At 73.1% G+C, this 13,224-nt stretch carries 12 protein-coding genes, 1 tRNA gene and 1 pseudogene; 7 read left to right on the top strand and 7 right to left on the bottom strand.

Annotation, left to right across the window (positions count from 1 at the left end):
- Positions 1–20 precede the first annotated feature (20 nt).
- The 3 genes from AB0P06_RS13475 (at position 21) to msrA (ending at position 2,709) form a co-directional block, all read left to right on the top strand.
- Positions 21–1,637 carry a M48 family metalloprotease gene (locus AB0P06_RS13475; RefSeq protein ID WP_363607401.1) on the top strand — a complete coding sequence of 539 codons (1,617 nt, stop codon included), beginning with the start codon at positions 21–23 and terminating at the stop codon, positions 1,635–1,637.
- Positions 1,638–1,677: 40 nt separating this feature from the next.
- The gene (locus AB0P06_RS13470) at positions 1,678–1,947 is read left to right on the top strand and encodes a hypothetical protein (protein WP_363607400.1); all 270 of its coding nucleotides are present in this window, start codon (positions 1,678–1,680) and stop codon (positions 1,945–1,947) included.
- Positions 1,948–2,043: 96 nt separating this feature from the next.
- A complete protein-coding gene (gene msrA, locus AB0P06_RS13465; RefSeq protein WP_363607399.1) occupies positions 2,044–2,709 on the top strand; it encodes a peptide-methionine (S)-S-oxide reductase MsrA in 666 nt (221 codons plus the stop codon).
- A 130-nt stretch (positions 2,710–2,839) separates the two neighbouring features.
- Here the strand turns inward: msrA and AB0P06_RS13460 are convergent, their stop codons facing one another.
- The 4 genes from AB0P06_RS13460 to AB0P06_RS13445 form a co-directional block, all read right to left on the bottom strand.
- A complete protein-coding gene (locus AB0P06_RS13460; RefSeq protein ID WP_363607398.1) occupies positions 2,840–3,331 on the bottom strand; it encodes a DUF1203 domain-containing protein in 492 nt (163 codons plus the stop codon).
- A gap of 77 nt (positions 3,332–3,408) precedes the next feature.
- Entirely contained in the window at positions 3,409–4,746 is a 1,338-nt protein-coding gene (locus AB0P06_RS13455) for an Ig-like domain-containing protein (RefSeq protein WP_363607397.1), read from the bottom strand.
- Between the two features lie 175 nt (positions 4,747–4,921).
- Positions 4,922–5,287 (bottom strand): hypothetical protein, encoded by a 366-nt coding sequence (locus tag AB0P06_RS13450; protein WP_363607396.1) that lies wholly within the window; start codon positions 5,285–5,287, stop codon positions 4,922–4,924.
- A 479-nt stretch (positions 5,288–5,766) separates the two neighbouring features.
- Complete coding sequence (locus AB0P06_RS13445; protein WP_363607395.1) at positions 5,767–7,167, bottom strand: cystathionine beta-synthase; 1,401 nt, start codon at positions 7,165–7,167, stop codon at positions 5,767–5,769.
- 213 nt (positions 7,168–7,380) lie between these two features.
- Between AB0P06_RS13445 and AB0P06_RS13440 the strand changes: the two genes are divergently transcribed.
- The 3 genes from AB0P06_RS13440 (at position 7,381) to AB0P06_RS13430 (ending at position 11,040) form a co-directional block, all read left to right on the top strand.
- A complete protein-coding gene (locus tag AB0P06_RS13440; RefSeq protein ID WP_363607394.1) occupies positions 7,381–8,463 on the top strand; it encodes an SGNH/GDSL hydrolase family protein in 1,083 nt (360 codons plus the stop codon).
- A 111-nt stretch (positions 8,464–8,574) separates the two neighbouring features.
- A complete protein-coding gene (locus tag AB0P06_RS13435; RefSeq protein WP_363607393.1) occupies positions 8,575–9,795 on the top strand; it encodes an acetyl-CoA C-acetyltransferase in 1,221 nt (406 codons plus the stop codon).
- A 291-nt stretch (positions 9,796–10,086) separates the two neighbouring features.
- Complete coding sequence (locus AB0P06_RS13430) at positions 10,087–11,040, top strand: hypothetical protein (protein WP_363607392.1); 954 nt, start codon at positions 10,087–10,089, stop codon at positions 11,038–11,040.
- A gap of 100 nt (positions 11,041–11,140) precedes the next feature.
- Here AB0P06_RS13430 and AB0P06_RS13425 read toward each other — a convergent pair whose 3' ends face one another.
- The 3 genes from AB0P06_RS13425 to AB0P06_RS13415 all read right to left on the bottom strand — a co-directional run bounded on the left by AB0P06_RS13425 (position 11,141) and on the right by AB0P06_RS13415 (position 12,720).
- On the bottom strand, positions 11,141–11,518 hold the full coding sequence (locus AB0P06_RS13425; RefSeq protein ID WP_363607391.1) for a hypothetical protein: 378 nt from the start codon (positions 11,516–11,518) through the stop codon (positions 11,141–11,143).
- 78 nt (positions 11,519–11,596) lie between these two features.
- Positions 11,597–12,496, bottom strand: coding sequence for a Bax inhibitor-1/YccA family protein (locus tag AB0P06_RS13420; RefSeq protein ID WP_363607390.1), 900 nt, complete (start codon positions 12,494–12,496; stop codon positions 11,597–11,599).
- Between the two features lie 139 nt (positions 12,497–12,635).
- Positions 12,636–12,720: transfer RNA gene (locus tag AB0P06_RS13415), tRNA-Leu, on the bottom strand.
- Between the two features lie 396 nt (positions 12,721–13,116).
- On the opposite strand from AB0P06_RS13415, the pseudogene AB0P06_RS13410 reads away from it, so the two are divergent.
- A pseudogene (locus tag AB0P06_RS13410) lies at positions 13,117–13,224 on the top strand (ABC transporter ATP-binding protein); the annotation flags it as partial.

Genomic DNA, 13,224 nt, shown 5'->3' with positions numbered 1-13,224 from the left:
CGCCCCAGCATCCCACCGGCATGAGCACGTCCACCAGAGCCCTGACCGCCGTGGTGATGCTCGCCGGCTTCTACCTGCTCGCCCTCGGCATCGTCGTGGGCCTGATCGTTCTCGACATCGGCCTGTACCAGGCCGCCGGCCACGTGAACCCGGGCGTGCTCAAGATCTGGGCGCTCACCGCCCTCGTCGCCTACCCCGTGGTCCGGGCGGTCTTCCTGACCCGTAGTCGCGAGGACGGCGGGGAGCTGCCCGGGGTGCCCGCCGACCGCGAACAGCAGCCCGCGATCTGGGCCGTGGTGGACCGCGTCGCCGAGCGGACCGGCGTCCGCGGCCCGGCCGGGATCCGGCTCGTCCCTGACGTCAACGCGGGTGTGCTGGAGGAGACCAGGCTGCTCGGCCTGCTGCCCGGCAAGCGCCATCTGGTGATCGGCACCCCGCTGTTGATGGGCCTCACCGAGGGCGAGCTGGAGGCCGTCCTGGCCCACGAGTTCGGCCACTACAGCAACCAGGACGTCCGGCTGGCCGGTATCACCGTGGCCGGCCGTACCGCGATCCTGCGCGCCGTCGGAGACCTGCACCAGAGCGCCGACGCGCACAAGGCCGAGGAGGCCGCCAAGCTCCAGGCCAAGGCCGAGAAGCGGATCGCCAAGGGCCGCAAGCCGTCCGAGGAGAAGGCCACCGGCGGCGTCGACCGGGTGCTGGCCAAGCTCTTCACCCTGTACGCGAAGCTGTACTTCCGGGTCTCCGAGTCGGTCAGCCGCCGTCAGGAGTACGCCGCCGACCTGGTGGCCGCCCGGCTGGCCGGCCGCGAGGCCACCGCCTCCGCGCTGCGCAAGGTCCCGGTGCTGGACGCCGCCCAGGGCTTCTACCTCAACGGCTACGCCACCCTCGGCTGGGGCGCCGGTCTGCTCCCGCCGCCCGGCCAGTTCTACGGCGGCCTCGCCCACCTGCTGAGCGACCCGAAGCGTCGCCAGGAGCTGGCCGATCTCGCCCTCGGCCTGCCCGAGCACGAGCCCGACCCGTACGACTCGCACCCGCCGATCGACCGCCGGGTCGCCGCCGTCGAGGCACTGCCCGACGACGGCCGCGGCGCCGGCGCGACCGGGCCCGCCTTCGCCCTGCTGCACGACGCCGAGCGCGTCCTCGTCGAGCTGGAGGTCGTCAGCCTGGTCCCGGAGGCCGCCGGCAAGCAGCGGGTGGAATGGCCGGAGCTGGTACGGACGGCCATGCTGGCGCACGCCCGTGAGGCGGCCGGTCCGGCCTGCCGGGCGCTGACCGGGCTGGGCCTGCCGCCCACGGTCCACGGCCTGCTCGACGCCGTCGACGGCGGCCGGGCGTGGGAGTTCACCGACCTGCTGCCGAAGAGCGAGCAGGCGGCCGCCGCCACCGGCCGGGCCGCCCGCGAGTTCGCCCGCCCCGTGCTGCGCGAGGAGCTCGGCCACGCCTTCGTGGTGGCCCTCGTCGAAAGCGGCCTGGCCTCCTGGGAGTTCTCCTGGTCGCGCTCGGCCGAGCTGCGCCTGCCCGAGGGCATGGCCGACGCCCTCGACCGGGCCCTCGACTCCGCCTGCGCCGACCGGCCGGACACCGCGCCGCTGCGTGCCCTGCTCGCCGGCGCGGCCGAGCCCGCCTCGGCCTGACCGTTCCGCCGTCCTTTCCCCGCTGTCCGGAAGAACATCTGTGATCGGCATCATCGTCCTGGCCTTCGTCGGACTGGCCCTGCTGTTCCCCGTGGTCATGACCCGGCTCGCCAAGCGCAAGCTGGCCCAGCTGGAGCGGGCCAGGGCCGCCATCGCCCGCCACGAGGGGCGGCTCGCCGAGGAGGAGCGCGCCGGCAACACCATCACCCCGGCCGAGCACGGCCTGCTGCTGGGCAGCGAGCTGGTCGTGGAGGGCGAGCCGGGCCCCGAGGAGCTGGCCTCGACGAAGGCCGCCGGGGCCTCCGCCTGACCCCCTGCCCCACCCGCTCGCGGCCGCCTCCGGAATCCGGTGGCGGCCGTCGGCGTTGGACTGTCTGCCATCCTTGCCGACCAGTTGGAGCAGGCCGTGCTGTTCAACCGTCACAAGACCTCGCTCGTCCCTCCCGACCAGGCGCTGCCCGGCCGGCCGGAGCCGTCCTTCGCCCTGCGCGAGCCGCACACCGTGCTCGGGCACCCGCTCACCGGGCCGTACCCGGACGGGCTGGAGGTGGCCGACTTCGGGCTCGGCTGCTTCTGGGGCGCCGAGCGGACGTTCTGGCGCCTGCCCGGCGTCTGGACGACGCTGGTCGGCTACCAGGGCGGGTACACCCCCAACCCGACGTACGAGGAGGTGTGCAGCGGGCTGACCGGGCACACCGAGGCGGTCCGGGTGGTCTACGACCCGGCGGTGATCTCGTACGAGCGGCTGCTGAAGACCTTCTGGGAGTCGCACGACCCGACGCAGGGCAACCGCCAGGGCAACGACGTGGGCACCCAGTACCGGTCCGCCGTCTACACCCACTCCCCGGCCCAGCAGGAAGCCGCGACCGCCACCCGGGACGCCTTCCAGCCGGCGCTGACCGCGATCGGCCTCGGCCCCGTCACCACCGAGATCGCTCCGGCCGGCCCGTTCTACCCGGCCGAGCCGTACCACCAGCAGTACCTGTCCGACGCCAAGAACCCGAACGGCTACTGCGGCCTCGGCGGCACCGGCGCGAGCTGCCCGATCGGCGTCGCCCGCACCGGGGGCTGACCGGGCGGCCCGGGTGACGTCATGGTCTGCCCGGCCGGGCACGACGCCCGGGTGGTCGGCGACGAGCCCTGCGTCTTCATCGACCGGCAGGGCTTCGCCGACTACGCCGAGCGCTGATCCACCGGCCGGTTCAGGCCCTCCGGACCTCGTGCAGGAAGCAGCCGAAGTGCAGTGCCCGGACGTGCGCCACGGCCACCTCCGGGTCGGCCAGCAGCTCGGTGGCGGCGGCCTCGGCGGTGTCCGGGGTGACCGGCACACCGCGCAGGATGTGCCCACGCCGGTCGTAGGCGCGCAGCACCCGCTCGCCGCCGTGGAAGGCGGCCGGCCAGGCGTCCCCGGCCCCGGGGCACGGTCCGGCGTGCACGAAGACCGGACCGGTCTCGTCGTACGGGCCCGGGTCGGCACCGGTCTCGGCGGCCCAGCGGCGCAGCGGCGCGTAGCCGGTCAGCAGGATCGCCTCGCCGGGCCTGGCCCGGGTCAGGCAGCAGCGCAGCGGGGCGCCGCCGTCCTCGTTCCCGGCCGGCACCGGCGGGCGGCCCGCGTCGTCGCGCTCCCGCAGCGCCGCGAGGACGGCCGGGTCGATCGGGCGGACGGCCAGGGCGGGTGTGGTGGTTGTGGTCATGCCTCCACCCTGGCGCCCCGGCCGCCCGGAGTCCGGCGGGTTTCGGCCGTGGCGTTCGCCGTCCGCCCGGAGCGCGGTCAGATCGCGCTGCCGGCCTTCCAGGCGGCCCAGCCCAGGTTCCAGCCGTTGAGGCCGTTGGACGGCTCGACGGTCTTGTCGCCGGAGTTCACGACCTCGACCACGTCACCGATCATCGAGCTCTTGTAGAACTTGTAGCCGTCCTTGGCGGCGTCCTGGCCGCCCTGGGCGTCCCGCAGGCCGACGCAGCCGTGGCTGGTGTTCTGGCCGCCGAAGATCGTCGACGGGGACCAGTAGTTGCCGTGGATGAAGGTGCCCGAGGTGGTCAGCCGCTGGGCGTGCGGCACGTCGGCGATGTCGTACTCGCTGCCGAGGCCGACGGTCTGCGAGTTCATCCGGGTCTGCTGGAACTGCTCGGAGATGACCATCTTGCCGCCCCAGGTGCGGAACTCGGGCGCGCCGCCGGAGATCGCGTAGACGGCGCTGACCTGGCCGTCGGTGGTGACGGTGAGCTTCTTGGTGGCGAGGTCGGCGACGCTGGTCTGCGCCCGGCCGATGGTGAAGCGGACGTCCTTGGACTGGGTGCCGTAGACGCCCTTGGCGCCCTGGACGTCCTTGAGCCGGAGCTTGACGGTGACCTTGGTGCCCTTGGCCCAGTAGTCCTGCGGCCGGAAGTCGAGGCGGGTGCTGGAGAACCAGTGCCCGACGATCTCGACGCCCGGCTCGGCTATGACGGTGATCGCCTGCTGGACGGTCTTGCGGTCGGTGACCGGCTTGCTGAAGTTGATCGACACCGGCATGCCGACGCCGACGACGGAGCCGTCCTCGGGGGTGAAGTAGCCGACGAAGGTGTTGGCCGGGGTCGCCGTGGTGAAGGCGGCGTTGGCGTTCGCCTCGCGCTTGTCCTTGTCGGTGGCGGTGGCGGCGACGGTGTACTTGGTGCCGCTGGCCGGGGCCGCGGCGGAGGTCCAGCTGGTGCCGTCGGAGGAGAGCTGGCCGGCCAGCGCCTTGCCGGTGGAGTCGGTGACCGTGACCGAGCCGAGGGTGCCGTCGGCGACGGTGACCTTGACCGGCTCGCTGAAGCTGGCCCCGGTGGCGCCGTCGGCGGGGGTGACGGTGATGACGGCCGCCGAGGTCTTCGGCGGGGTGCTGGCGCTCGCGCTGGTGGCCGGGCTTTCGGTGGTGCCGGTGCCGCCGGTACCGCCGGTGCCGCCGGTGCCGTCCGCGGCCGGGGTGCTCCCGCCTGCGGCGTTCCCGCCGGTGGTGGCGTTCCCGGTGCTCTTGCTGTCGTTGCAGGCCGCCAGCAGCAGGACCGGCGCTCCGATCAGGCCCGCCAGCACGCCGCGCCGACTCCAGTTTCCGCCGCCTGCCCGGCCCTGCGCGTCCCGTGCCGTCACGTCGTCTTCTCCCTGCTGATCATCCCGGGCATTACGGATACAGAAACGCAATCCGCCCCTTCACGGTTCCACCACCGACGGGTAGCGATCGTATGAGACGACTCAATTTCCCGCCAAATATGGGCAAAACGCCCGGTCTGCGGTGAGCAGACCGGGCGGTCACACGTCGTGACGACTACTCGGCGGACTCGGCGGACTCGCCGGACTCGCCGGACTCGTCCACCGTGTACTCGTCCCAGCCGTCCCCCTCGGGGTCGAACTCGGTCTGCGCGGACTCCCAGGTCGCCGAGGCGAGCTCCACGCCCGGGACGTCGCCGAGGAGGGCGACCGGGTCGATGAAGTGGGCGAGCGAACCCGACGGGTCCACGTCGATGGCCTCGACGGACTGGGCGCGCTCCTCGTCGTCGAGGTACTCGTCGTCCGCCACCTGCTTCAGGGCGGCGTTCTTGAGCGCCTGCTCGTCGGTGATCTCGGCGATGAGCTCGATGCTGAGCCGGACGTAGCGCGGTGCGTCCTGGCCGGTCGTTTCAGTGCTGGTCATGCGTGCGAGGGTACGGGAAGGGCCGGCCCCTCCGGAGAGGGACCGGCCCTGCCGCCTCCGTCTGGGCTCCCCCACCCGGGAGCCGCGGAGACGCGCCGGACGGCGCGGTGGATGCCGCGGGAGCCGCCGCACCCTGTCCACCGGCCGAAGCCGGACAGGGGCGGGACGACGGCGTCTCCCACGGTGGCCCCTCCTTGCCCGATGCCGGGCGAGGAGTGGGCCCCTCCTGCCCGATGCCGGGCAAGGAGGGCCAAGGACACAGCCGGCCGGGTCAGGGCCGACCGACGTGTCCGGAGCCGACCGCGGTCGCCGGGGAGCCGCTCCCGGACGGTTGCCGTCGCCTCGTGCGGCGTCTTGCCGTTGACACCACCATGCCTGACCCTTGTTAACCACGTGCTGCGGGCAGGTGACGCCGGTGTACCACGTGGGCCGTGGACGAATCTTCAGCCGACCGGCCCAGTCCCCGGGGTGACCGCGCGTCAGTGCGCGGCGCGGCCGGTGAGGAAGCCCAGCAGGTCCTGGCGAGTGACGATGCCCTGCGGCTTGCCCTCCACCAGCACCACCGCCGCGTCGGCCTTCTCCAGCACCGTCATCAGGTTGGTGACGGTCTCGCCCGAGCCGACCACCGGCAGCGGCTTGGACATCACCTTGTCCAGGGTGTCGGTCAGCGTGATCTCGTTCGCGAAGACGCCCTCCAGCAGCAGCTTCTCCACCACCGAGCCGATCACCTCGCCGGCCATGATGTCGGGGTGCCCGGCGCCCGGGGAGACCACCGGCATCTGCGAGACGCCGTACTCGCGCAGCACCCGCACCGCCTCGGCGACCGTCTCGTTGGGGTGCATGTGGACGAACTGCGGGATGCCCTCGTGCTCGATGGCGTTCTTGCGGGCCAGCACCTCGCTGATGTGCGCCTCGTCGGTGGACGACGGCAGGAAGCCGTAGTCGGCCATCCAGTCGTCGTTGAAGATCTTGGACAGGTAGCCGCGGCCGCCGTCCGGCAGCAGCACCACGACGACGTCGTCCGGGCCGAGCTCCTTGGCCACCTCCAGCGCGGCGACCACGGCCATCCCGCAGGAGCCGCCGACCAGCAGGCCCTCCTCCTTGGCCAGGCGGCGGGTCATCTGGAAGGAGTCCTTGTCGGAGACGGCGACGATCCCGTCCGCGACGCTGCGGTCGTAGGCGGTCGGCCAGAAGTCCTCACCGACGCCCTCGACCAGGTACGGCCGGCCGGTGCCGCCCGAGTAGACCGAGCCCTCCGGGTCGGCGCCGATCACCTTGACCTTGCCGCCGGAGACCTCCTTCAGGTAGTTGCCGGTGCCGGAGATGGTGCCGCCGGTGCCGACGCCCGCCACGAAGTGGGTGATCCGCCCCTCGGTCTGCTCCCACAGCTCCGGACCGGTGGAGTGGTAGTGCGAGGCCGGGTTGTCCGGGTTGGAGTACTGGTCCGGCTTCCAGGCGTTGGGCGTCTCACGGACCAGCCGGTCGGAGACGTTGTAGTAGGAGTCCGGATGCTCGGGCGCGACGGCGGTCGGACAGACCACCACCTCGGCACCGTACGCGCGCAGCGTGTTGATCTTGTCGGTGGACACCTTGTCCGGGCAGACGAAGATGCACTTGTAGCCCTTCTGCTGGGCCACGATCGCCAGCCCGACGCCCGTGTTGCCGGAGGTCGGCTCCACGATCGTGCCACCCGGCTTCAGCGCGCCCGAGGCCTCGGCGGCCTCGATCATGCGCATCGCGATGCGGTCCTTCACCGAGCCGCCGGGGTTGAAGTACTCGACCTTCGCCAGCACTGTCGCGCTGATGCCCTCGGTGACCTTGTTCAGCTTGACCAGTGGCGTGTTGCCGACCAGGTCGATGATCGAGTTGTGGTACCGCACGGGGGTCCTCCCGGTCTGTGGGCATGCGAGTGCATTCGGTACCCAAAGCGTAGGGCCCCGGAATCACCACGTCCGCCCGCAGCGCGTGGCCGCCGGCCGGCCCCGGATGGACGCCGCCGGCCGATAGCGCGCGGCCGGCGGCGGGTAGAAGAGGTGTACAGGCGCTGGAGTGGCCCCGTCGGGGGCGGCACGAGGACGCGAAGGGGGCACCGGATGCCAGGGGCACAGGAGTCGCGGGCCCGGGTGGCCCGGCGGATCGCCACCGCGGCGGCGTACGGCGGAGGCGGGCTCGGCCTGCTGGGCGTGGGGCTGGTGGGGGTGCTGCTGACCGAGAGCAAGCTGGCCGTCCAGGCCATCGGCGTCCTGGACACGAACCCGCCCAAGGCCGACGGCGTGTACGGCGAGGCCTTCGCGGACGCCGCCGCCGGGCCGCGGCCACCGCTGGTGCTCGCCTTCCTCGGTGACTCCACCGCCGCCGGGCTCGGTGTGCTGCGCGCCCGCGAGACCCCGGGGGCGCTGCTCGCGGCGGGCCTCGCCTCGGTGGCGGAGCGGCCGGTCCGGCTGGTCAACGTGGCCCGCCCGGGCGGGCGCTCGGCCGATCTCTCCGGCCAGCTGGAGCAGGCCCTGCCGCACCGCCCCGACATCGCGGTGATCATGGTCGGCGCCAATGACGTCACCCGGCACAGCCCGGCCCAGGCCTCGGTGCGCCAGCTCGGCGAGGCGGTCGCGGCACTGCGGGCCAACGGGTGCGAGGTGGTCGTCGGCACCTGCCCCGACCTCGGCACGATCAAGCCGGTCCGCCCTCCGCTGCGCTGGGTGGCCCGCCGGCTGAGCCGGCAGCTGGCCGCCGCGCAGACCATCGCGGTGGTGGGGGCGGGCGGCCGGACGGTCTCGCTGGGCTCGCTGCTCGGGCCGGAGTTCGCGGCCCGGCCGGAGATGTTCGCCGCCGACCGCTACCACCCGTCGGCCCAGGGCTACGCGACGGCCTCGATGGCCGTGCTGCCCTCGGTCTGCGCCGCGCTCGGCCTCTGGCCCGAGAAGGAGCGGCCGGCCGGGACGCTCCCGGGCGCGACGGTGCTGCCGGTGGCGGTGGCCGCGGCGGCCGCGGCGGGCCGGGCCGGTTCCGAGGTGGCGGCCGTCGGCGCCGAGGGCGCGGCCCGGCGCTGGGCGCTGCTGCGGCAGCGGCTACGGGTCGGCCTGCCCGGCCCGTGGGCCGCCGAGGAGCCGCGGGGCGGGCCCGGGCCGGACACCGGGAACACGTCGGCCAGCTCACACGCCGGGGCTGGTGACGCCTGAACTACCAGACGGTAACTTTCCTCCCGGACGTCCACCCGGACCGTCCCGGCCACCCGCCGGGCCACCGCCCGGGCGGCCGCAGCCCGAAGGTCACTCAGCGAGGAGCCCGCCATGCCCGAAGCCGTCATCGTCAGCGCCGCCCGTTCGCCGATCGGCCGGGCCTTCAAGGGCTCGCTCAAGGACGTCCGCCCGGACGACCTGACCGCGCACGTCATCGGCGCCGCACTGGCCAAGGTCCCCCAGCTCGACCCGCGCGAGATCGACGACCTGATGCTCGGCTGCGGCCTGCCCGGCGGCGAGCAGGGCCACAACCTGGCCCGGATCGTGGCCGTGCAGATGGGCATGGACTACCTGCCCGGCACGACCGTCACCCGCTACTGCTCGTCCTCGCTGCAGACCACCAGGATGGCGCTGCACGCGATCAGGGCCGGCGAGGGCGACATCTTCGTCTCGGCCGGCGTGGAGACCGTCTCGCGCAGCGTCCACGGCACCTCGGACGGCATGCCGGGCACCATGAACCCGCTCTTCGACGAGGCCCGGGCCCGCACCGCCAGGCGCGCCGAGGAGGGCGGCGGCGAGTGGCACGACCCGCGCGCGGACGGCCTGCTGCCGGACGCCTACATCGCGATGGGCCAGACCGCCGAGAACCTGGCCGCGCTCAAGGGCATCACCCGGGCCGAGCAGGACGAGTTCGGCGTCCGCTCGCAGAACCTCGCCGAGGCCGCCGTCAAGGCCGGCTTCTGGGAGCGCGAGATCACCCCGGTCACGCTGCCGGACGGCACCGTGGTCAGCGCGGACGACGGCCCCCGCGCGGGCGTCACGCTGGAGGGCGTCTCGGGCCTGAAGCCGGTCTTCCGGCCGGACGGCACCGTGACCGCCGGTAACTGCTGCCCGCTGAACGACGGCGCCGCCGCGCTCGTCGTCATGTCCGGCACCAAGGCCCGCGAACTGGGCATCACCCCGCTCGCCCGGGTGGTCTCCACCGGCGTCAGCGCCCTCTCCCCGGAGATCATGGGCTACGGCCCGGTCGAGGCGTCCCGACAGGCGCTCAGGCGCGCCGGGCTGACCATCGGTGACATCGACCTGGTCGAGATCAACGAGGCCTTCGCGGCCCAGGTCATCCCGTCCTACCGGGATCTGGGCATCGACCTGGACCGACTGAACGTCAACGGCGGCGCGATCGCGGTGGGCCACCCCTTCGGCATGACCGGCGCCCGGATCACCACGACGCTGATCAACTCCCTGCAGTGGCACGACAAGCAGTTCGGCCTGGAGACCATGTGCGTGGGCGGCGGCCAGGGCATGGCGATGGTCGTCGAGCGGCTCGGCTGACCCTCCGCCGTCAACCCCCAAGGGTCCAGACCACCCATTTGGAGTGACGCAGAGTAATTGAGGGCCGGATCACATTCAGAGGTCGATCCGGCCCTCGATTCTGTCGTTTTGGGCCCGGAAATCGACAGTGCGGAGCGGATCAACTCCGCAGCGTAGAACGGTGTTACCTAACAATTTGAGGACAAAGGCGAAGGTCATGGACAAATTGGACATTCGCCCCTGCGGTAACGGCCCCGCATGCGGCAGTGTGGAGAGGTAACCCCGTTCCGCTCCTCGCTAGGAGTACGTTCCGTGAGCGCCGTCTACACCATCCTGCTGCTGATCCTGATCGCCGTGTCGACCGCCGTGCTGCTCCGTCTCCGAGGGCTCTCCCGCCGGTTGGACGCGCAGGCCACGGCCGTACCCGCGCCGGTCGACGAGGCCGCGATACGCCGGGCCGTCGCCGAGGCGCTCGCCGCCGACCGCGAGCGGGAGATCACCGAGGCCCGGGCGTTCTGGGCCGAGCAGGAGGCCCGCGCGGCCGAGGACGCGCCACTGTTCGACCCCCCCTTCGCCGGTGTGCTCGGCGGCACCGACGAGTGGCCGCTCTTCTTTCCCCGCCCCACCGGGCCGCAGGACGCCGCCGACCACTCGGGCACCATGGACCCGGAGTTCGGCGAGGCGTTGCGCTCCGCGCTGGAGGACCTGATCAACGAGGGCGTCGTCGGACCGGTCGCCGCCGGCCCCGACACCGAGGGCGGTGCTCCGCTGCGCCCGGGCCACCCGGCCGGTGCGCCGTCCGGCGAGGCCGGCGGCGACGCCCGGGCCCGCCGGGAGGCCGACCTGCTGGCCACCGGTCTGGAGGCCGGGCTGCTGGACGCCGAACCCGCCGTCGAGGACGCGCCGGTGACCATGCCCGACCCCCGCCGCCACCCCTCGCACCCCGACTTCGTCCCCAGCCAGGCGCCGTCCCGCGAGTGGACCGACACCCGACTGACCACGCTCGCCGAGGAGGGCGTCGCACTGGTGGACGTCCGCCCCGGCCCGCTCGGCACGCTGGACGTGTACGCCTTCGCCGACGGCACCACGCTCTGCGTCGCCCCCGGCGACCGGGAGGCGGCCTACCGGCTGATCGACGCGGTCCGGGCGGGCGAGGACGTCCGGCTGCTCGGCGGTTCGCGGTTCTCCGGCTCGTACTCGCTGACCTTCTCCACCGACGAGGACGCCGTGTACGTGCTCGCCGACCGGGTGGTCGCGAGCATCTGACCGCACACCAGAAGGCCGGCCGGGTCATGGGGTTACCGACCCGGCCGGCCTTCGGCCTGTCCGGGTCCGCCCGGGTCCGGTACCGCCCGGGCCGTACGCCTCAGGCGCAGAGCGCCGCCGTCGCCGCCACCGCGGCCAGGGTCTCGGCCAGCACCACCGGGACGGGGGCAGGCCCGGCCGCCGGTGCCGGGAGCGGCACCCCGGCACCCTCGGGCAGGGCGGCCAGCGCGGCCGCCAGATCGTGCCCGGCCACCGCCAGCTGGTCCCCGACGGCGAACGCCCCGGCGTCCGGGAACTCCCGCGCCGGCCCGCCCTCCGCCGCCAGCGCCACCGCCGCCAGCCGCCGGGCCAGCGCCAGTCCGGCGGCCGCCCGCGAGTCGTGGCCGGGCACCGCGCCCAGCAGCCGGCTCTGCGGCATCGAGCGGAAACGATCCGCCAGGGAGTCGACGACTTCGGTGAGAGAGGCTGCTTCGGGCATACCGCGAGCCTAACGAAAGCCGCCGGGCCCGGAGCGGGAGGCTCCGGGCCCGGCGGCAGTGCGCGGGTGCGGCGGGGATCAGTCGTCGCCGCGCAGGATCGCGATCAGCCGCAGCATCTCGACGTAGATCCAGACCAGCGAGAGGGTGAGCCCGAAGGCGGCCCGCCAGGACTCCTTCTGCGGAGCGCCCTGGGCGATGGCCTCCTCGATGGCGGCGAAGTCCAGCGAGAGGAAGAAGGCGCCCAGGCCGATGCCGACCAGGCCGACCACGATGCCCAGCGGGCCGGAGCGCAGACCCATCTCCGCGCCGAACATCGACGCGACCATGTTGATCACCATCAGCAGCACGAAGCCCATGGCGATCGCGATGCCGATCCGCGTGTAGCGGGGCGTGACCCGGATCCGGCCGGTCTTGTAGGCGATCAGCATCGCCGCGAAGACCGCCGCGGTGCCCAGCACCGCCTGGATCGCGATGCCCGGCCAGAGGGTGTTGAACACCTTGGTCACGGCACCGAGGGCAAAGCCCTCCAGACCCGCGTAGAGCAGGATCAGCGGCGGGCTGACGCTCCGCTTGAAGGAGACGACCATGCCGACCACGAAGGCCACCAGGCCGGCGCCCACCGCGTAGCCGTAGTTCTCGCCCGGCAGCGCGAACCAGGCCACCGCACCGGCGGCGACCAGGGTGAGCAGCGTCATGGCGGTACGCGCGACCACGTCGTCGAGCGTCATCCGACCCGTCGCCAGCGGACCGGCCGACGGCGCCCGGTACATCTCGACCAGCTGCTCGTCGGTCAGCGGCCCCTGCCCCTGCGACTGCTGGGCGTACGGGTTGTTGCCGTACGGATTGCTCTGGTTGTGGGGGTCTGCGGCGTACGGGCTCCCGGCCGGCGGGGCCTGCGTGGTGGTGCCGAAACCCGCGTAGCCGGGCTCGCGGGTGAAGGACCCCTCCCGCGAGAAGACCGGGTTGCTGCTTCTCATTGCTCATTCCCTCCGTGGCGGCACAGCGCCGCCCGACCACCAGGGTAATGGCTTGGCAAAGAAATCGGGATACGCCGCGAGGATGATCCGCCGGAGGACGCCCGGCGGGGGCGCCGGAAGGCGCCCCCGCGACGTCGAGTGGTGCCCGGAGCCGGACTCGAACCGGCACGGCCTCGCGGCCAAGCAGTTTTAAGCTGCCCGTGTCTGCGTTCCACCATCCGGGCCTGCGGACCTGCCCGAGCCCGGCCGGAGGTGGTGCTCCACCCCCGTGCAGGCCACCCCTGAGCCTAGTCTCCCGCCTCCCTCTTTCGCATGTTCCCAGCCAGGGAAGTTGTCATGTTTCCTTGCCATCTGACGAACAGTTCGTGATTTGGCCACCCAGGGCGTGCGATCCGGCCACCGGTCCCCGGTCAGGGTCCGTGTCATACCGAAGGATGAGGGCCTTACCAGGGAGTACGCCCAGCGGTGGTCAGGCCAACCGTCCGGCGGAGCGACGAGAAACCATGATCACGCAGCGGAGCATGGAGGTACGGCCGGAACCCCCCGGGGCCCGGCCGGCCGGCTGCCTCCCGGCGCCCCGGCACCTCCCCCCGCATCCCGCGACCCCAAGGAGCACCCCCGTGACCACGTCGACCGCAACCGCCGTCCGTACCGGCCGGGCGGCCGCCCGCGCCACCGGTCTGAACAAGGTCTACGGGGAGGGGGAGACCCGCGTCGTCGCCCTCGAC

The organism is Kitasatospora sp. NPDC088351 (assembly GCF_040685575.1).
Lineage (GTDB): Bacteria > Actinomycetota > Actinomycetes > Streptomycetales > Streptomycetaceae > Kitasatospora.
The sequence above is the reverse complement of the archived record's forward strand: the minus strand, read 5'-3'. Positions and strand labels throughout refer to the sequence as shown.

Coding starts and splice junctions, on each gene's coding strand:
- AB0P06_RS13440 (WP_363607394.1), top strand. CDS start 7,381: ATGCCAGGGGCACAGGAGTCGCGGGCCCGGGTGGCCCGGCGGATCGCC.
- AB0P06_RS13435 (WP_363607393.1), top strand. CDS start 8,575: ATGCCCGAAGCCGTCATCGTCAGCGCCGCCCGTTCGCCGATCGGCCGG.
- AB0P06_RS13420 (WP_363607390.1), bottom strand. CDS start 12,496: ATGAGAAGCAGCAACCCGGTCTTCTCGCGGGAGGGGTCCTTCACCCGC.
- AB0P06_RS13425 (WP_363607391.1), bottom strand. CDS start 11,518: ATGCCCGAAGCAGCCTCTCTCACCGAAGTCGTCGACTCCCTGGCGGAT.
- AB0P06_RS13450 (WP_363607396.1), bottom strand. CDS start 5,287: ATGACCAGCACTGAAACGACCGGCCAGGACGCACCGCGCTACGTCCGG.
- AB0P06_RS13475 (WP_363607401.1), top strand. CDS start 21: ATGAGCACGTCCACCAGAGCCCTGACCGCCGTGGTGATGCTCGCCGGC.
- AB0P06_RS13460 (WP_363607398.1), bottom strand. CDS start 3,331: ATGACCACAACCACCACACCCGCCCTGGCCGTCCGCCCGATCGACCCG.